This window comes from Oceanobacillus sp. HCA-5259 (assembly GCF_037892815.1).
Taxonomy (GTDB): Bacteria; Bacillota; Bacilli; order Bacillales; family Amphibacillaceae; genus Oceanobacillus; species Oceanobacillus indicireducens.
This window is the reverse complement of record NZ_JBBKBV010000002.1, coordinates 43,983-64,991: the sequence shown is the minus strand read 5'-3', so window position 1 is coordinate 64,991 and position 21,009 is coordinate 43,983. Positions and strand designations below refer to the sequence as shown.

The 21,009-nt window shown below is 40.9% G+C and carries 13 protein-coding genes; all 13 read left to right on the top strand.

Annotation, left to right across the window (positions count from 1 at the left end; translation table 11 throughout):
• The first annotated feature begins 7 nt into the window (after nt 1–7).
• The 13 genes from argH to WKU33_RS01490 all read left to right on the top strand — a co-directional run bounded on the left by argH (nt 8) and on the right by WKU33_RS01490 (nt 20,896).
• The gene (gene argH, locus WKU33_RS01550; RefSeq protein ID WP_156855601.1) at nt 8–1,531 is read left to right on the top strand and encodes an argininosuccinate lyase; all 1,524 of its coding nucleotides are present in this window, start codon (nt 8–10) and stop codon (nt 1,529–1,531) included.
• Nucleotides 1,521–2,564, top strand: a complete 1,044-nt coding sequence (locus WKU33_RS01545) for a BadF/BadG/BcrA/BcrD ATPase family protein (protein ID WP_336253147.1) — start codon at nt 1,521–1,523, stop codon at nt 2,562–2,564. Before argH ends, WKU33_RS01545 begins: the two co-directional genes overlap by 11 nt.
• Nucleotides 2,565–3,001: 437 nt before the next feature.
• The gene (gene secA, locus WKU33_RS01540; RefSeq protein ID WP_156855600.1) at nt 3,002–5,518 is read left to right on the top strand and encodes a preprotein translocase subunit SecA; all 2,517 of its coding nucleotides are present in this window, start codon (nt 3,002–3,004) and stop codon (nt 5,516–5,518) included.
• Nucleotides 5,519–5,985: 467 nt separating this feature from the next.
• A protein-coding gene (gene prfB, locus WKU33_RS01535) for a peptide chain release factor 2 (protein WP_156855599.1) occupies nt 5,986–7,087 on the top strand; the annotation gives its coding sequence in 2 pieces (ribosomal slippage) (nt 5,986–6,057 and nt 6,059–7,087; 1,101 coding nt in all).
• A gap of 163 nt (nt 7,088–7,250) precedes the next feature.
• Nucleotides 7,251–7,613: a cytochrome c551 gene (gene cccB, locus WKU33_RS01530; RefSeq protein WP_156855598.1), complete on the top strand. Its 363-nt coding sequence runs from the start codon at nt 7,251–7,253 to the stop codon at nt 7,611–7,613.
• Between the two features lie 438 nt (nt 7,614–8,051).
• Nucleotides 8,052–8,738: a cell division ATP-binding protein FtsE gene (gene ftsE / locus WKU33_RS01525; protein WP_156855597.1), complete on the top strand. Its 687-nt coding sequence runs from the start codon at nt 8,052–8,054 to the stop codon at nt 8,736–8,738.
• A complete protein-coding gene (gene ftsX / locus WKU33_RS01520; protein ID WP_156855596.1) occupies nt 8,728–9,621 on the top strand; it encodes a permease-like cell division protein FtsX in 894 nt (297 codons plus the stop codon). Before ftsE ends, ftsX begins: the two co-directional genes overlap by 11 nt.
• Before the next feature lie 48 nt (nt 9,622–9,669).
• Nucleotides 9,670–11,097 carry a murein hydrolase activator EnvC family protein gene (locus tag WKU33_RS01515; protein WP_340452855.1) on the top strand — a complete coding sequence of 476 codons (1,428 nt, stop codon included), beginning with the start codon at nt 9,670–9,672 and terminating at the stop codon, nt 11,095–11,097.
• Between the two features lie 762 nt (nt 11,098–11,859).
• Entirely contained in the window at nt 11,860–13,320 is a 1,461-nt protein-coding gene (locus WKU33_RS01510) for a S41 family peptidase (RefSeq protein WP_336253149.1), read from the top strand.
• Nucleotides 13,321–13,525: 205 nt separating this feature from the next.
• Complete coding sequence (locus tag WKU33_RS01505) at nt 13,526–14,722, top strand: PDZ domain-containing protein (protein ID WP_340452854.1); 1,197 nt, start codon at nt 13,526–13,528, stop codon at nt 14,720–14,722.
• A gap of 92 nt (nt 14,723–14,814) precedes the next feature.
• Nucleotides 14,815–15,966 carry an exonuclease SbcCD subunit D gene (locus WKU33_RS01500; protein ID WP_340452853.1) on the top strand — a complete coding sequence of 384 codons (1,152 nt, stop codon included), beginning with the start codon at nt 14,815–14,817 and terminating at the stop codon, nt 15,964–15,966.
• Nucleotides 15,967–15,989: 23 nt separating this feature from the next.
• Nucleotides 15,990–19,079, top strand: coding sequence for an SMC family ATPase (locus WKU33_RS01495; RefSeq protein ID WP_340452852.1), 3,090 nt, complete (start codon nt 15,990–15,992; stop codon nt 19,077–19,079).
• A 767-nt stretch (nt 19,080–19,846) separates the two neighbouring features.
• Nucleotides 19,847–20,896, top strand: coding sequence for an FUSC family protein (locus WKU33_RS01490; protein WP_188856318.1), 1,050 nt, complete (start codon nt 19,847–19,849; stop codon nt 20,894–20,896).
• Nucleotides 20,897–21,009 lie beyond the last annotated feature (113 nt).

Below are 21,009 nucleotides of genomic sequence, written 5' to 3'. Positions count from 1 at the left end.
AAAAAAAGTGGTATCATTACATAGGCAAAAAATCTTAGAAAAAGAGGGTAACCAGTTTCCAGCGAAAACATATAAAGATTTGGTTCTTGAACCAGCGTATAATCAGGCGAAATTCAACGCCATTCGCCCAATGCTTCAAATTCATTTTGCACATTTGATTATGTTAGTTGAAGAGGGGATAGTTAAGAAGGAAGAAGCAGTAAAAATAGTCAAATCGCTTAATAAAATTGATATAAAAGAAGTCGGGGAACGATTTTATAACGGCTCTTATGAGGATTTATTTTTCGAGGTAGAGGATTTTCTTATTCAAGATGCTGGAGAACTTGCTGGGAATCTCCATATCGCTCGCAGCAGAAATGATATGGGAATCGCAATCTACCGTATGAATATTCGTGAGCGATTATTATATCTGATTGAAGCGGCTTTACATTTGCGGCAAAGTCTAATTGAGTTGACTGAAGAGCATATCGATACAGTGATGATTGGCTATACACATACACAACAGGCTCAACCTACAACACTCGGTCATTATTTTAATGCAATGACTGACATGCTTACAAGAGATATTGAACGGCTGCAGGCTGCTTTTGTAACGGTGAATAAGAGTAGTATGGGAGCAGCAGCGCTCACAACTTCAGGCTTTTCAATTAATCGTGGGACAGTTCAAGAGTTGCTCGGCTTTGAAGGGATAATAGATAATGCTTGGGACGCTGTTTCTGGTGCAGATTATATTGGGGAAACAGCAACTGCTGTCCAATTGGCTGCAATTGATTTAGGCCGTTCCACTCAAGATTTGTTATTATGGGGAACACAGGAATTTGGTGCGTTTAAGCTGTTTAGTCCGTATGTGCAAATCAGTTCCATTATGCCGCAAAAACAGAATCCTGTGTCTATTGAACATACACGTGCAATGTTATCGAGTGTGAAGGGGGATGTGGAAACGGTTTTATCCATGATGCATAATACTCCATTTGGAGATATTGTAGACACGGAAGACGACATGCAGCCATATATGTGGAACGCGCTTGAGAAGCTAACAAATATTTATTATTTATTGTCAGGTGTGTTAATGACAATGAAGGTAAATAAGAAAAAATTGCTGAAGCGGGCGAAGGAAAGTTTTGCCAATGTGACAGAGCTTGCTGATACACTCGTTCGCTCAAATAATTTATCTTTTAGAAAAGCACATGAAATTGTCAGTGCCTCTGTACAGGACTTAGTTGAAAATGACAAGGAGTCCTTGAGATATTTTACATTGGATCATCTAAACAAGCATGCACAGCAGATTATTGGACATAAGTTGAATATGAGATCAGAAGAATTGGCTGATGCATTAGATCCGGAACATTTTATTAAAATCCGTTCACTAGAAGGCGGGCCAAGTAAAGAAAGAATGCAGAAGACTGTTGAAGTAAGGTATGAGCAGCAACGCACAATAAGTGCCTGGCTGGCCGGCAAAAGAAAAGTATTGGAAGCGGCTAATAAAAAAATTGACAGTAAACTTAAAAGTTTGATGCCAGATGACGAGTAAAGAATATTTTTTCCATGCAGGTGATGACTTGAGCAAAACTTTTAAAAAATCCATACGGGAAAATCAACCAGCTGAACAAAAGGAATTGCCCATATTAGCCATTGATGGTGGAGGAACGAAGACAATTGCCGTGATTACAGATAAAGCAGGAAATGTATTAAGTACAGGGAAGTCTGGCACAGCGAACTACCATGTTGCAGGTAAAAAGGGTGCAATTAATACGCTTAAAGAAGTGATCGTAAAAGCAGTGAATAACCTAAAGAAATATCACTATCCAGATCGCTTTGTTGAAATAAGCTTTCATAAATGTGTGTTTGCTCTTGCCGGAATTGATACAAAAAAAGATCAAGTAAATGTAGATGAAATTGTTTCACAGGCGCTTGCACAGAGCGGTATCAAAATAGATAAAGTGATTATAGAAAATGATGCACTATCCGTTTTGCTTGGGGCAACTAATAATCAGCCTGGAGCCATTCTTATTGCGGGTACGGGCTCTATTGTTTTTGCACATGATGGAAAAGAAAATTATGTACGAACAGGAGGTTTTGGACACAGACTCGGAGATGAAGGCAGTGGCTATTGGATAGGGAAACAAGCCATTTCTGCGATTTTAAAAATGCATGATGGTCGAGGACCGAAAACGCTGCTACAGGAGCTAGTGTTGGAGCATTTTAATTTTACAGATCATGAAGCACTCTATAACTGGGTATACAGCCCCGATTTTTCCATTCATCAAGTTGGCGCTCTGGCAAAAATAGTTGAGAAAGCAAATTACGAGGGAGACGGAGCGAGCAGAACTATTTTAGAACAATCAGCTGACGAGCTTTATCAGCTTGTCAGCACTGCTGTGAATCGTGTTGGGATTGTGGATGTTCCATTTAAATTGCTGCTTCTCGGGGGTGTCCTGCAAAATAGTCATTTTGTGAAGGGACAATTATTAGATAGAGTGAAGCAAGCAATGCCAGGCGCTGATTTGCTGTATACGCATAAGAAGCCAATTGAGCTTATTATCCAAAGAGGGCTGAATGGGTGAACGGAATTGAGTGCAGGCTGGCAAAAGGATCGGAAAAGGAATTAAATGTCTTCCCGCGTAGGTTGATACCTCAAAAGGAAGCTGAATTTAGATGAATAACTCCTCATTGAGTATGAGGGGTTATTTTTGTAGATTACAAATATAAAAAAATGCAAACAGTGGGTGAGTAAAATCTTCTGTTTTACTTTTTACCCGGGCAAATTGGAGTTCATCGACGGGAAGAAATTTAACACGCATTCTCAGTTACTGCTTGGAATATCTGGTCGGGCTGCAAAATGGCTGTTGATTGGTTATGTCCCATTACTTTGGTTTTGGCTCTTTATCGAAAACGCAGTATCGTAACCGGTTGTTTTCGCCTTTGATTGTTGTCAGGCTTTGACATATAGTGTTATGATTATAGTGTTAAGGTATTGATTAGATTGAGGAGCGTATAATATATGGCAGGATTTCTGACAAAGATATTTGGCGATGGTAATAAGCGCCAAGTTAAACGAATTGAAAAAAGTACAGACGAAGTAGAAGCTTTAGAACCAGAGATGGAGAAGCTTTCAGATAATGAATTGAAAAATAAAACAGAAGAATTCAAGGAAAGAATTGAAAAAGGCGAGACATTGGACGACCTACTCGTAGAAGCTTATGCCGTAGTGCGTGAAGCATCAAGACGAGTGTTGAACATGCGCCCATTCAGGTCACAAATTATGGGAGCAATTGCCCTTCATGGCGGAAACATTGCCGAGATGAAAACGGGGGAAGGGAAGACTTTAGCTTCCACTATGCCGGCATATTTAAACGCTCTAGCAGGAAATGGTATCCATATTATTACCGTTAACGAATATCTGGCAGAGCGTGACGCAAATGAAATGGGTGAACTGTATAGTTTTCTCGGTCTAACTGTTGGATTAAACTTAAACAGCTACACGAAAGAACAGAAGCGTGAAGCGTACCAATGTGATATTACGTATGGAACAAACAATGAGTTCGGTTTCGACTACTTACGGGACAATATGGTCCTTTATAAGGAACAGATGGTACAACGGCCACTTAACTTTGCTATCATTGATGAGGTCGACTCGATCTTGATTGATGAAGCGAGAACACCGTTAATCATCTCAGGAGCAGCTAAGAAGTCTGCATCGCTTTATACTCAGGCGAACAGTTTTGTAACAACATTAAATAGAGAAACAGACTACACCTATGATGAGAAAACGAAAGGTGTCCAACTTACAGAAGAAGGTATTAACAAAGCGGAACGATTTTTCAATATCGAAAACTTGTTTGACTTGGATAATGTTTCCTTAACCCATCATATTAACCAAGCATTAAAAGCCCATGTGGCTATGCATCGTGATGATGATTATATGGTAGAGGAAGGGCAAGTTGTCATCATTGACCAGTTCACTGGTCGTAAAATGAAAGGTCGTCGCTATAGTGATGGCCTGCATCAAGCGATTGAGGCTAAAGAGGGACTACAAATTCAAAATGAAAGTATGACCTTAGCATCCATCACCTTCCAAAACTACTTCCGGATGTACAACAAGTTATCCGGGATGACAGGTACTGCGAAGACGGAAGAGGAAGAATTCCGTAATATTTATAATATGGATGTCATCGTTATTCCGACGAATAAGCCGATTATCCGGGAAGACCGTCCCGATTTGATTTATAAATCTATGGAAGCGAAGTTCCGCGCAGTCGTTGCAGAGATTAAAGAACGACATCAAGCCGGTCAGCCTGTACTTGTCGGTACGGTAGCTGTTGAAACTTCCGAATTGATTTCAAAAATGCTTAAAAAAGCTGGCGTTCGACATGAAGTGCTTAACGCAAAGAACCACTACCGTGAGGCGGAGATCATTGAAAAAGCCGGAGAAAAAGGTTCTGTAACGATTGCAACGAACATGGCAGGCCGTGGAACAGATATCAAGCTTGGAGAAGGTGTTCCTGAACTTGGCGGGCTTGCGGTAATTGGAACAGAACGTCATGAATCGAGACGGATCGATAACCAGCTTCGAGGACGTTCTGGCCGTCAGGGAGATCCTGGTGTAACACAATTCTATCTCTCCATGGAAGATGAATTGATGCGCCGCTTCGGTTCAGATAACCTCCGGGCTATGATGGACCGATTCGGAATGGATGAAGATCAACCGATTGAAAGCAAAATGGTGAGCCGTGCAGTAGAATCTGCACAGAAACGAGTTGAAGGAAATAACTTTGATGCGCGGAAGACAATTCTCTCCTATGATGACGTTCTGCGTGAACAACGGGAAATTATCTATAAACAGCGCTTTGAAGTGATCGATGCTGAAGACGGCTTAACTGAAATTATCATGAATATGATACGTTCCTCGGTAGATCGGGTAATTGATTCCCATACACAAGATGAAGATGAGGATCAATGGAACATCAATGCGATTATGGAACATATTCACGCGAATTTATTAAGTCCCGAAGCGATTAAGAAAGAAGATTTAATGGGTAAAGAACCGGAAGAAATGAAAGAACTCATCATGGAGAAAGTACAACAATCCTATGATGAGAAGCGGGAAGAGTTAGAACCGGATCAGTTCCACGAGTTCGAGAAGGTTATTGTACTTCGCGCGGTCGATTCGAAATGGATGGATCATATCGACCAAATGGATCAGCTCCGTCAAGGGATTCACCTGCGTGCATACGGACAGACAGAACCGCTCCGTGAATACCAGATGGAAGGATTCCAGATGTTTGAGCAAATGGTTCAATCCATTGAAGATGAAGTTGCAAGATTCATCATGAAAGCACAAATTCGTGAGAACCTACAACGGGAAGAAGTCGTGAAAAATACGACAGCAGCTCACGGGGGTCAAGACGGCAAGAAAAAGGTACGTAAACCTGTTATAAAAGAAAACCGAGTCGGCCGAAATGACCCATGCCCATGTGGCAGCGGCAAGAAGTATAAAAACTGTCACGGTAAAAACTAAAGAACTTTAACGAGGTAGGAGACATGACGATTCCGACCTCGTTCTTTTCCTTAGAATAAGAAATTATAAAATAAAAATGCTGTGGTAACATAGGTATCCAGGGCTAGCCACGTCCGGCTCCAACGCCCAGCAACTATCAAACTTCACACTCCTCTAATCGATAAGTCAACATCAACAACTCAAAACTAAAGGAGGGCCGCCTAAGTACGGGCTAAAGCCCAACAGCGGCATACCCCTAAAAGGGGCATGTTTCCTTTATCTCATTCCGTAAAGGGGAAGTTCGATTAAGTTCGCTCACGTATGGGGCAACATCGAACTACCTCCCGTCCTGGGAGGCACAGTTTGTACGTTGCTACGACGCACAGGATGTGCTAGTACAGGCGTTGCGACAGGACGTCGCGTTTTTAGCCTGTAAGGGCGCTAGAGCCTTTGTTCTTTAAACTAAACTTTTTATGAGGTGATGTGTCATGGATTTAGCGGAAATCAGAAATGAATTGGATAAAATAACTTCACGAGTTGAAGCTTTCAGGGGGTCTCTTTGACTTAGATGACAAGCGTGCTCGTATAAGTGAATTAGAACAACAAATGGCAGACCCGGCATTCTGGGACGACCAAAAGGCCGCACAAAAAGTCATTGACGAAACGAATGGCTTGAAATACCAAGTTGAATCATTTGAAAAAATGGAAGCAACACTGGAAGATCTTGAAGTTTCCTACGAACTGGTTAAAGAAGAAGCAGATGAGGAATTATTCCAAGATTTAAATGAACAATTGGAAACATATATGGAAAAGATAAACGATTTTGAACTGGAAATGCTTCTTAGTGAACCTTATGATGCGAAGAATGCGATTCTTGAACTGCATCCGGGTGCAGGGGGAACCGAATCCCAAGACTGGGCAAGCTTGTTATTAAGACTATACCAGCGCTGGGCAGAAAAGAAAGGTTTTACGGTTGAAACACTTGATTACTTACCGGGTGATGAAGCTGGAGTGAAAAGCGTAACCTTGCTCATCAAAGGGCATAATGCCTATGGTTATTTGAAAACAGAAAAAGGTGTCCATCGTCTCGTGCGTATCTCACCTTTCGACTCGTCAGGTCGACGTCATACATCCTTTGTTTCCTGTGATGTCACACCGGAAATGGATGATGATGTTGAGATTGAAGTGCGAGATGAAGACATCAAAGTTGATACGTACCGGGCAAGTGGTGCGGGTGGTCAGCACGTAAACAAAACTGACTCAGCCGTCCGTCTTACCCATTTACCGACAAATATTGTCGTCACTTGTCAAAACCAACGTTCCCAGATTAAAAACCGGGAATCTGCAATGAAAATGTTAAAATCCAAACTATACCAGCTCGAAGTGGAGAAACAGGAGCAGGAACTTAGAGCCCTTCGCGGGGAACAAAAGGAAATAGGTTGGGGCAGTCAAATCCGTTCATATGTTTTCCACCCATATTCGATGGTAAAAGACCACCGGACAAATGTAGAAATTGGAAATACACAGGCAGTAATGGACGGGGAAATCGATTTATTTATTGATGCTTATTTACGTTCCCAGATCAAGTAACCGGAAAAATAAAAAAAGAAGAAAGTGCCCGTGTTTTTGGTTAAATAAGGAAAATGTTGGTTTTTGTTCACAGACTTCAGATTAAAAAGGGTTTTAAAAATTTGTCAATAGGATATAATACTATTGATAAACTTATTACACAATATGAATGGGGGATTTATGTATGAAGAAGTGGTTATTAGCAGTATTATTTGGAGCAGTATTAGTTCTTGGTGCTTGTGGTGGCGGAAATAACGCTGATAATGAAGAGCCAGCAGACAATGGCGACACAAATACAGAAGAACCGGCTGAGAATGACAATGCTGTAGATACTGCTGCTGGTGAGGAAATTTACCAGGCTAACTGTGCAATGTGTCATGGAGCAGATTTATCCGGCGGGGCAGGTCCTGCTTTAACAGACGTAGGAAGTAGATACTCCAGCGACGAAATTAAAGACATTGTTGAAAATGGGACAGGCTCTATGCCAGCACAAGATGTGTCTGGAGATGACCTTGACGCATTAGTGAATTGGTTGGAAGAACAGTAATAACAAACAAACGAAAAAGTTCGGCTCACATCTCGTGAGTCGGACTTTTATTTTTGTCTATATTTATCTCGTATTAACGGTCTGTAATACCCCCACCTCTAAACATGAGGGAAAACCAAGATGTGAAGGTGGGGATATAACAGTCCGTAAATCCCTGATTCTGTTCAACTAACATTCAGTGGGGAGGTAAGGAAACCCCACTGAATGAAGTTTCACTTTATTACACCTCTGTAATATCACATCGACTCATTGTCACGCGTTCTTTTCGACAAAATATCCTACTTTACCAGGAACATTACATGAAATGGCATGCTTGAAACATAAATGTAATAATTTTATGTCTAAAAAATGCACTTATTGATGTTATAATAGCTAAGGAATCTATAAAGGTTAACTACTAACAAAAATAATTTGAAATAAATAAAAGGTGATACATAAATGATTTTGATGGAAGATGTGTATAAAACATATCCGAATGGAGTCGCTGCTCTAAACGGAATTAATGTTGATATCAAACAAGGTGAATTTGTATATATTGTAGGACATAGTGGAGCTGGAAAATCTACTTTTATTAAGCTTATTTATCGGGAAGAGAAACCGACTAAAGGAAATATCATTATAAATGAAGTTGATTTAAGTAAATTGAAAGAAAGAAAAGTCCCTTACTTAAGAAGGGAAATAGGTGTTGTTTTCCAAGACTTTAAGCTTTTACCGAGATTAACAGTCTATGAAAATGTTGCCTATGCACTTGAAGTTATTGAAGAAACACCAAAAGGAATCCGGACAAGAGTTATGGAAGTATTAGAAGAAGTTGGTTTGAAGAATAAAGCACGGTTTCTCCCCGCAGAGCTTTCCGGTGGGGAGCAGCAGCGTGTTTCGATTGCGCGTGCCATTGTAAATCGCCCGCGTATTGTTATTGCAGATGAACCGACAGGAAACCTGGATCCAGAAACATCCTGGGGAATTATGAAGACATTTGAAGAAATTAATGATAAAGGAACTACTTTAATTATGGCTACCCACAGTAAGGAAATTGTAAACACATTTAAAAAGCGAGTAATCGCGATTGAAGACGGTGTAATTGTAAGAGATGAACAACGAGGTGAATACGGCTATGAAGTTTAGAACATTTTTACGCCACCTGAGAGAGGGAACGAAGAACATTTTCCGGAATGGTTGGATGACCGTTGCTTCCATCGGAGCCGTAACGACAACGTTGATTCTCGTCGGTGTATTTCTAGCGATCGTCCTCAACCTTAATGAATTTGCGAAAAATATCGAATCAGATGTTGAAATTAAAGTGCTTGTTGATTTAACAACAGAAGATGATGACGTCATTGCCTTAGGAGACCAACTCAGACAGCTGGATGGCGTTGAAAATGTCTACTTCTCTTCTAATGACGAAGAACTAGAAAGTTTGACTAATAGCTTAGGAGAGGAAGGAAGGGCCTGGGAATTATTTGAACAAGATAATCCGTTAAATCACGCCTACGTTGTCAAAGCGGAAACCCCGCAGGAGACAGAAGGAATTGCCGAAGAAATAAAAGAACTTGACCATGTCTATGATGTAACATTTGGTCAGGATATTGTAGATAAATTGTTTGAGTTTAACAATTACGCACGAATCGTCGGGCTTGTGTTGATTGCTGCATTAGTACTCACCGCAGTATTTCTCATTTCCAACACTATAAAAATCACCATCATTGCAAGAAGTACTGAAATTTCCATTCAAAAGCTTGTTGGTGCTACTAATGGATTTATTCGTTGGCCATTTTTTGTGGAAGGATTATTGCTTGGTTTACTAGGTTCTATTATTCCGATTGCAGTTGTATTATTCGGTTACCATTACATAGCCGAAAATCTCGCAAGTCAAATTAATATTAGTTTCGTAGAGATATTGGAATTTAATCCATTTGCTTGGTATTTATCACTTGGCATCCTGCTCATTGGTGCAACGATCGGTGTTTGGGGAAGTGTAATGAGTGTACGTAAATTCTTGAAAGTTTAAGAGATAGTGAGATGACCAGAAGCTATTATTATGAAGGGAGAATATGAATTGAAGAAATCGATCCTATCCAGCATAACAGCAGTAGCTTTACTATCAACTGCAGTTACAGCAGGAACTCCAGTTTCTGCAGAGTCAATCGATGACTTGAAAGAACAGATCAACGAACATGAACAAGAGAAATCTAAAATATCCGAGGAAAAAAATAGCCTGAATAAAGACAAACAGGATACCGAAACGAAAATCAATGAAAATTTAAGCGAACAAGAATCAGTTGAAAATGAGATTTTGGATATAGAAGATGAACTTGCGACAACACAGAATAATATTGCCGCGAAAGAGAACGAGATAAAGGCGACAAACGATGAAATCGACGACTTAACCGAGAGGATAGGAACTCTTACGAAAGAGATTGAGGTTTTGGAAGACAAGATTGAAAAGCGCGATGCATTAATAAAAGATCGCCTTCGCTCTATTCAACAGAACGGTGGTCAAATTAAATTAATCCAAGTCATTTTTGGTTCTAAAAGCTTTGTAGATTTTATTAGCCGTACATCAGCGGTAAATACAATCATGGACCAGGATAAACAAATTATGGAAGAACAAGCTGCTGATAAACAGTTGCTTGCAGAACATAAACAAGAAGTGGAAGAGAAAAAAGATACTGTCGTAGCGAAAAAAGAAGAGTTAGAGCTTCAAAAGACAGAGCTTCTTGCTTTAAAAGACCAACTGGACAATCAAAAGAAAGAAAGAAAAACGTTAATGGCTAAGCTTGAAAAAGAACAAGAAAACTTGGAAGAAATTAAGCTAACGATTGAAGAAGAACATGCGATACTTGCTGCCGAGGAGAAAGCTCAAGCTCAAGCAATCGCCCTTGCAGAACAAAAGGTCGGAGAATTGGAGCAGTTAGCAAAAGAAGAGGCGGAAAGAAAACGTCAAGAAGCTGAGCGCCGTAAAGCAGAACAAGAAAGACAAGCAAGACAAGAGCGTGAATCACATAATAACAACAATAATAATGACAACAGCAATAAAGTCGCATCTGCACCGGAAACAAAAGTTGATTCCGGAAATACTGGAGGGGGATACTTTATTTACCCAGCAAATGGTCGCCTTACTTCAGGATTCGGTATGAGAAACCATCCAATCTTTAATGTTTCTCGTTTGCATGCAGGAGTTGACTTTGGTGTAGGTACTGGAACGCCATTGGTTGCTCCGGCGGACGGAGTAGTAAGTACAGCCGGTACGATGGGTGGCTTTGGAAATGTCATCATGATTTCCCACTACATAGATGGTAAAAGCTATACAACGGTCATGGCGCACTTAAGCAGAATAGATGTCTCATCTGGACAAGCTGTTACTCAAGGTCAAGTAATTGGAGCGACAGGTAATACAGGTAATTCTACTGGTCCTCACCTCCATTTCGAAGTTCACCCTGGCGGATACGGTAATCCAGTAGACCCAATGCCATTTTTAAGATAATATAAAGAAGAAAAAGGTATCGTGATCGTTACGATACCTTTTTCATACTGATTAAAGTAATAATCATTACGTAACTTTCAAACCTAATAAATCATCGCTTTCATTCAGCGTAAGTGTTTTGCTCGTTCATTTAGTTTAGAACTCTAATCGCCGTTCAGTTGCCCGGTGGACGGATGCTTTCTGCGGGCACAGCCGAAGCCTCGACGCACAGGACGTGCTAATGCAGACGTTGCCACAGGACGTGGCGTTCTTAGTCTGCCTCGGGCTGAGCACTAAGGGGTCTCCGGACTCGTGCTATTCCCGCAGGAGTCACCGTCCACCGGGCAACTGAACTGTAGAGAGGATTATTATTAATGGAAAATATCCCACCATGATAGGTGTCCTCTTACTAAAATGAAAAATAGTGTACCAAGTTAGGCTTTCCCTCGGAGCAGTCCAGACACCTCGAGACTCCTGCGGGAGGATAGGCCTGGCGAGACCCCACAGGGCGTTAGCCCGAGGAGGCTTGCCGGCCGCCCGCGGAAAGCGAGAGGTGTCTGGACTGCGGACCTCCAGAAGTAAGTTGCACACACTTACGCTGAATGAAAGCAATTTACAGTTCATGTTAGAACATCCTGTATACAAAGATGAGAAAGTTGGGTCATTATATTTCGCGATGGTCTTGTAAAAGAATTTCATCAATGCGAAGTCTTGTGCATAGTCATGAAAGAGATAAAATGGTATGCTTTTCTATAACGGACGGAAGAAATTTGAGGTGGAATGATGAAATTAAACAGATTACAAATAGTTCTTTTATTAGCCGCTGCGCTATTGCTCGGTTTTCTTGGTGCTTATGCAGGCATTTCAATAGCCGGCGATAAAGATAGTGGACAGCAAACTGCAAGCCGAGAAAAGCTGGAAGAAAAACTAAACGGTGATAAGTCAGAATCACTCACCGGCGATTTACAAAAGGTTGAACAAGCATATGCCCTCATTCAAGAAAATTATGTTGAAGAAGTTGACGGTAATGAATTGGTTGAAGGTGCAATTGAGGGAATGCTTGCCACGTTGGAAGATCCTCATTCATCCTATTTGAACCTTGAATCAATGGATGAATTTAATCAGCAGATAGAATCTTCATTTGAGGGAATCGGAGCAGAAGTTAGTATGGTGAATGGCGTTGTAACGATTGTTTCCCCGATTAAGGATTCACCTGCAGAGAAAGCTGGTTTACGGCCGAATGATCAAGTTCTTACTGTTGATGGGGAAGACCTCGATGGACTGAATTTAAATGAAGCTGTCGCTAAAATTCGTGGAGAAAAAGGAACAGAAGTAACATTAGAGATTATTCGTGCAGCAGGTGATCCTTTTGAAGTGGTCATTGTCCGGGATACCATTCCGATAGAAACGGTCTATAGTGAAACAGAAACAATAGATGGAAAAACAACAGGAATTATTGAAATTACTAATTTCTCCGAGAATACGGCAACTGAATTTATAGAACATCTAAGCGATTTGGAAGATAATGGTTTGGATGGTTTAGTTATCGATGTTCGTGGGAATCCAGGTGGATTATTAAATGTAGTTGAAGATATGTTAGCATTATTTGTACCTGAAGATCTTCCTTTCATTCAAATAGAAGATGCGGATGGAAATATCGAAGCAATTCATTCTGACTTGAAGGAAACAAAGGATTATCCAATTAGTGTGTTGATTGATGAGGGTAGTGCATCTGCCTCTGAAATTCTTGCGGTTGCATTACAAGAACTTGATTATGATATTGTCGGTCAGACAAGTTACGGAAAGGGTACAGTTCAGACAGCAGTTCCGCTAGGTGATGGCAGTTCGATTAAATTAACGACATTCAAATGGTTATCTCCTAATGGAGAGTGGATTAATGAGGTAGGGGTAGAGCCGAATATCCCCGTAGATCAGCCGGATTATTATTACGCTAATCCGATTTCGATTGAGGAGCCGTTTGGGTTGGATGACACGGATCCTGGCATCGCGAATATACAGCTCATGCTGGATGGAATCGGCTATGATCCTGGACGAATGGATGGCTACTTTAATGAACAGACGGAAGAAGCTGTAAAACAATTCCAGAAAGATAATGATCTTTCAGCAACAGGAGAAGTCGATGAAGAAACAGCTGGGTTAATAGATACAAGAGTGATCGAGCGTATCCGTTCCGGTGAAGATGATGTTCAATTAGAAAAGGCATTGGAAGAACTATATAAGTAAGACAGGAGAGGCTGGGGGAACCTAGCCTTTTTTTGGCAAAAAGATAAGTATAAATCCTTTCTTACTGCATAAGTGCAACTAAGGTTGTCACCGTAAGACATGGTGACAACCAAGTTTTCTAATCTTTTGGGACAAATGCTCTGACCCCATGTCCCACTTTTCATGGTATACTATAAGGAGAATCCATACGTAAAGGGTGGTTTGCTTGGTTGAATTATGGTTTCAGGAATTTGGGGTAGGGATATTAAAGTTATTTCTTAATCCATTGTTGTATTGGATATTTATATTGATCTTTTTAGTTGGTTACAAGCGGATTAAGATGGAAAGGGAACAGTTCGGGGTGAAAGTCTTTGATTTATTCAGTGAATGGAGACGAACGTTGCTACCGGCGGTTTTAACTGGAATTCTTATATCGCTTATTTTCATAGGAGCGGGAGTTGTATTTTCCTATGGTTCGCTAATTATACTAAGCTTCATGATGATTCTATTATCTTTGAATTTACGATTTACATTATTATCGGCAAGTTATACGGTTGGGCTTACCTATATCGTCTTACTTTTTATACCTTCACTGCTGGAGAAACAGGATGTTATTCCCGTAGCTTATTTTGCGGAAAATAATTTTATTGGTCTCACATTTTTGCTTGGTGTCATGCTCGTTGTAGAGGCGATTTATGTTCGCCGAGTGAGGCGTGGAGAGACATTTCCACGCTTAGTTAAAAGTGAACGGGGTATTTGGATTGGCGAGCATCACTTAAGTAAAATGGCGATGATTCCATTGTTTTTCCTAGTACCAGGTGGGGCGTTAGAGAGTTTTGCTCCTTATTGGCCGCTCATTCCGATTGGTGGAGAGAGTTATGGGATCATACTTTTTCCTTTTCTTCTCGGGTTTTCCCACCGGATTCGAGCGAATGTCGCTTCTGTTAGAGGAAAGCAGCTGGGGAAACAGATTCTGTGGCTTGGCATCGTAGTTATGATTATTTCCGTAGTCGGATATTTCTTTAAGGGACTGTCTCCTGTTGCATTGGTAGTTGCTATTTTTGGAAGAGAGTTCATAACGTATCGACTACGTACACGGGACAAAAAACATAATGCCTTATTCAAACCAGAACAGCAAGGTTTGCGCATTCTTGGGATTATCCCTGGTACACCTGCTGAGCGACTGGATATTCAAGTAGGCGAGGTTATCACAAAAATAAATGATAAACGAATAAACAGTTCAGATGAATTCTATGCAGGGCTTCAGGCGGCGGGTGCTTATTTTAAATTGGAAATCCTTGATGATAATGGAGAAATGCGGTTTGTCCAGAGTGCATTCTATGAAAGTGACCATTACCAATTAGGATTGCTCTTTATTGAAGCACCACACCGTACGAAAGAAATTCTTGTTGAAGGTTCGTAAGTAAATTACTATTTCACGATTATAGTAGGAGGCATTCGTGGTTGGACCATACGAATGCCTCTTATAATAGGAGAAAAGTGGGAGGAAACAAGATGAAATTTTTTCATACAGCAGATTGGCATTTAGGAAAACTTGTCCAAGGTGTTTATATGACAGAAGATCAGAAATACATATTAAAACAATTCGTGCAAGCTGTTGAAGAAGAGCAGCCGGATGCTGTGATTATTGCAGGTGATCTGTATGACCGAGCCGTTCCGCCGACGGAAGCGGTGCAGTTGCTTGATGATGTTCTGCACCACATCGTTCTCGATTTGGATGTGCCGGTTATTGCGATAGCAGGGAACCATGATAGCCCAAGTAGACTGGATTTCGGCAGTCGCTTGATGAAACAGAATGGATTCCATATGATTGGTAGATTACAAAAAGATTATAAACCAGTTGTATTGGAAGATGAATTTGGTGAAGTATATTTCCATCCAATTCCTTATGCGGATCCAAGCATGATTCGTAATTTATATGAAGACGATTCGATCCGTAATCATAATGATGCACAGGCAAAAATTATCGAGAAAATCAAAGCGTCCATCCTACCGAATACGCGGAATGTTGCAATTGCCCATGCTTTTGTTACACCGTTTGGGGAAGAAGCGGAGAATACGAGTGAATCGGAACGGCCATTATCTATTGGGGGATCTGAGTATGTGGATGCTACGATTTATAACGATTTTAATTATACAGCACTCGGACACTTGCACCAAGCCCATTATGTCGCGAACGAAACGATCCGTTATGCCGGTTCCCCACTGAAATATTCTATATCCGAGGAACATCATAAGAAGGGTTTTTATGTCGTGACGCTGGATGGAGAAGGGAAAGTTGAGTCGGAAAAACGTTTGCTTACTCCAAGGCGGGATATGTATACGGTGGAAGGTTTTATAGAAGACATTTTAGCAGAATCTGTAAATGAAGATTATGTGTTTGTCCGATTGCTAGATGAAACTCCTGTGCTTTCCCCAATGGAAAAAATCCGCTCCGTTTATCCGAACGCGATGCATGTTGAACGAAAATATTACTCCGCCCTCCATTTATCCGATGATTCAGAGCAAATTCAGGAACGAAGAAAAATGACAGAACTAGAATTGTTCCGTGCCTTTTATGAGGAAGTAAAAGGGGAAGCGCCGGGTGACGCGGCAGAGAATATTTTCAAAGAAGCACTTGAAGCAATTATGAATGAAGATAAATAATAGAAATAAAGGGGGATAAAAAAGTGCGGCCATTAAAATTAACGATGACAGCATTTGGACCTTATAAAGATACGGAAACTGTTGATTTCGAAGAGCTTGAGGGCAATGATATATTCGTCATCTCCGGCAATACCGGGGCTGGTAAGACGACGATATTTGACGGAATCTGCTTTGCTCTCTATGGAACAGCAAGCGGACAAGACCGCGGGGAGTCAAAAATGCTCCGCAGTGATTTTGCAAAAGATGATGTTCATACCGCGGTTGAATTGGAGTTTGAGCTTAAAGGGAAACACTACCGGATCCGGAGACAGCTTGGCCACGTGAAGCAAGGAAACAAATCGAAAACGGGGGATGATATTTTCTTTTTCGTACAGAAGGATGGAGAAGAAGTTCCTTGCGTTGATAGGCAAATCGTTTCGGAGGTGAATGAGCGGGTTGAGCAATTAATTGGGCTAACACAAGATCAGTTCAAGCAAATCGTTATGCTACCTCAAGGGGAATTCCGAAAGCTCCTCACCTCAGATACGGAGAATAAAGAAGCGATTCTACGCAGACTCTTCAAAACAGAAAACTATCAATCAATTAATAAGGTATTAAAGGAGAAACGCGACCAAGCTAAAATAGATTATGAGCGGCAACTGCAAATTAGAAATGATTATATTCAAGGTATTTCATCTTATCTTCCATTACGGACGGATACGTTTATGAGCGAACTGTTGGAAGCGGAGTATCCGAATAGTAATCAAGTTGCTGCAGCATTAGAAGAAGAGGCAAGCTTTTACGCGGAACAAGTCACTAGTGGAGAAGAGAAACACAAGCAAGCCTATGAACTGAGAAACAAACGGCAAAGCGAATACCATGAAGCCGAACACCTCAATGAACGCTTCCGTGAACTAGAGGAGAAGAAACAACAGCTAAAGGTGTTAAACGAAAGGAAAGTGGAATTTAAAGAGAAAGAAACACGTTTACAAGCTGCTGAAGAGGCAAATAGCCTGCTGTTTTTTGAGCAGCAACGGGAACAAGCAGTGAAAGATGAACAATTGACAAGTGTAAATCTCAAACAAGCAAAAGTTCAACTAGAGCAAGCGAAAAAAGAATTACAAGAAGCAGAAGCAACTTTCAAAGCGGAAGAAAATAGGAAAACGGATAGAGATCAAGTTGCTAAAGAATTGAACGAGCTGGAGAAAATTCTACCTGTTGTTCAAGGAATCGAAGAAACGAAACAAAAAATTAATCTAATTAAAAGTCGTGGCCAAGAGATAAAACAAAAGATGGAAGAGACAGAGAAACAGCTTGTGTCAACTGAAAAAGCATATGAGGAATATCGCCGTGAAATTAGCAACCTAGATGATCGTATCGAGAAGTTAAGTGATAAACAAGCAGAGTATTTGCAACTGAAGGATCAGGTGAGAATTTTTGAGCGCTATAGAAATATAACTGGGGAGATTAATGAATTAGAGAATAAAGCAACTGCCATTATCAACACATATAATGAAGCGAAGGAAAACTATCAGGAAAAAGAAACGTTATGGCTTAGTAATCAAGCGCTCGTGTTGGCAGGACATCTTCAAGACGGCGAACCGTGTCCGGTATGTGGAAGTTTAGAACATCCACAAATTGCAGCTAGTGCTGAACAAACGGTGACAACAGAGGAACTTCAGCTTGCGAAAAGCAATTTTGAAGAGAAAGAAAAAGCGTATCATCAAATTCGCATTCAACTTGAGGCAAAGAAAACTCAACAGAATGAAATATTAGAGGAAGTAACGGAGCTAACAGCTGGGGAAGAGATCAATACCTTTTATGAACAGCTCGTTGCCACTGGTAAACAAGTACGAATTGAAGTGGAAGAATATAATGTAGTTAGAAAGAAAAGAAAAGAAAAAAAAGAGGAAGAAGAGAAATATGTCCGAATCAAACAGGAACTAGAGCCGCTCTATAATCAACTGAAAGACAAGCATTACACATTGCGTGAGCAGTATAAGACGGAGTCGGCACTCCTTGAAGATAGACTTCGAGATATCCCGGAATCATTAACGGATTTAAAAGTATTGAAAAACCAAATTAAAATGACCCAAGATAAAAAAGATCAACTTGAAAAAGCGTGGGATTCTGCCCAAAAGTTGCTCGAAACAAAGAAAGAGGCATATACAAAGAGCGAAACGCTTACGTTGCATACAGAAAAGCAATTTAAAGAAATTACATTAAAAGTGGAAGAGGCAAGTAAAGCGTTCCGCGAGAAGTTAACAGAAGCGGGATTTGAATCAGAAGATGCGTATTTCAAAGCCAAGTTATCGAGCGAAGAACAACGGCTGTTGAAACAGGAATTGACGGAATTCAAGCAGCAACTGGCCATTCTTTCTAAGCAAACGAAAGAGCTGACGGCAAGCTTAAAAGGAAAAGAACCAAAGGATTTAGATGCATTGAAGCAAGAGCTGGATGAACTGGAGAAACAATACGAAGAGACGTTCAAACAGCTTAATGAAGCTCGTGACTATCAAAATCGTGCGCTCACGCGAAAGGAAGAGATTCTGGAAGCAGAAGAGGCATTAGTGAAGAAGGAACAGCTTGTTTCCGCTATTTCCGATGTACATGATATGCTGCGCGGACAAAACAACAAGAAAATTTCTTTTGAACGCTTTTTACAAATGGAATATTTGGAGCAAATCATTCATTCTGCCAACGATAGGTTACAGAAGCTCTCCAATAACCAGTATTATTTAACGAGAAGTGACAGACAAGAGACGCATGGTAAACAGAGCGGACTTGCGCTTGATGTATATGATAACCATACCGGGGTAACAAGAGATGTAAAAACATTGTCCGGTGGGGAGAAATTCAATGCAGCTTTATCCCTTGCTTTAGGGATGTCTGACGTGATTCAGAGTTTCCAGGGGAGTATTGCGATTGATACGATGTTTATCGACGAAGGATTCGGTTCGCTTGATGAAGATGCTCTCGCGAAAGCCGTCGACACCCTCGTTGATCTCATGGAGTCAGGTCGCATGATCGGTGTGATTTCCCATGTCAAAGAGCTTAAAGAAATCTTCCCAGCCATCTTGGAAGTCAAAAAAACCAAACAAGGCCACAGCGAAACAGCCTTTGTACTAAAATGATACACCACCATTCTTCCCAACTTTAGGAACTCCCGCTTTCATCCAGCGTAAGTGTGTGCAACTACCATCTGGAGGTCCGCAGTCCAGACACCTCTCGCTTTCCGCAGGCGGCTGGTGAGCCTCCTCGTACGCTTTGCGTACTGCGGGGTCTCACACCTATGCCTTTCGACGAACAGGAAGTTCTAATGCCGGCGTTGGTCACAGGACGTGACCGTTCTTAGACGGCCTCCTGCAGGAGTCTCGAGGTGTCTGGACTGCTCCGAGGGAAAGCCTAACTTGGTACACTATTTTTCATTTAGAAATAAATAGCTTATTACAATGCGATAGTTTCCATTAATAATAACGTTCTCTACTAGTTCAGTTGCCCGGCGGACGGTGACTCCTACGGGAAAAGCACGTGTCCAGACCTGAGCAGGAAGCGGTTTTCTTCCGAGGCAGACTAAGAACGCTCTCGTATGTGGCAACGTCTGACATTAACGTCCTGTGCGTCGAGGCTGAGGCAGTGCCGTGCCCGTGGAAAGCATCCGTCCGCCGGGCAACTGAACGGTAATCAGAACGCAAAAAAACTGAAAGAGCAAAACACGTACGCTGGATGAAAGTGATGAGCAAGCTCTTCTAGGCATATAGTTTAAAGGCAGCAGATTCTGAATCCTAAGCTTCTTTTACAGTTTAGCAATAAATGTAGTTGCGGAAGTGGTAGGAAGAAATTATAATAAGATGGTGTATGTCGATGCAATTATAATTGCAATGAATATAGAGGTGTAGAAATGGAATTTAATATAGGCCCGCGAATGTTGAAGACTGGTATCGCAGTAACATTAACCCTTGTTATTACAAGTATGCTACAATTAGAACTCGAATTAGTAGCGGCTATTGCTGCAGTCTTAGCAATGCAACCATCCATCATGCGATCCTTCACGTACTTTAAAGAAGTAGTAATCGCGAACTCCGTAGCTGTTATCTTTTCTTTAATCGGGATCTTTCTGCTTGGTAACCACCCTCTATCAGTTGGAGCGGTAGTTATCATATCTATTGCGATTAACGTTCGCCTGGGCTTAAATAAGACCGTCAGTTTAACCGTGTTAACGATTATCACGATCATGCTGCAAAGTGCTGAAGGAATAAATGTCCCCTTTATTATTAACCGGGTATCCCTTGTTGTGATTGGGGTCGTATCTGCATTTATTGTAAATGCACTTGTCTTCCCACCTAATCACCAAAAGTTACTCTTTAACCGGATTCAAGATGCGGTTGATCAGACACTATTTTTACTACGCGTGATACCAAATAAAACGATGAGTGTTCCAACCCTTAAAACGGAAGACAGGGAAATTGAAAAAAAGATAACGAAAATCAAGGACTATTTTGATATCCTTGTCGAGGAACGCAGCCGCCTATTTATCCGGAACAAGATTCATTTTCTGCGGAGTATTGTCATCTATAAACATATGATTCGTGTTTTGGAGAAACAATATACACTCATTACCCAACTGGAGAAAAATATAGAAGAAATTGAAGCGATGAGCAGTGGGAAAAGTCATGTTATTAAAAAATTAATCAATGAGATAACAAACTACAGCGAGAACATCTTTTTACTATATCAAAATAAAATTGTCCTTGATCGTGACCTGCAACGGGAAACGAAAAATGCGATGCGGCTGACAATCAATAATTTGATTGAAGAGCTGCAAGGTTCTGGTTTTGACAAATGGACATACGTCTTCCCAGTAGCAAACAGTCTTATCGAATTATTTGCTGAACTTGATAAACTTGAAAAGTTCGTCCGTAAAAAAGAAAATCAACCAATAGATGCCTAGTTTAGAGACTGCTGCCACCTAGTTTCTGAACTAGGTTTTTTCTTTATGAAAAATGAAACATTTTGCTCTTCAAATTCGTATAAACAGGGGAGCAGAAAGTACTTATCAAGAGC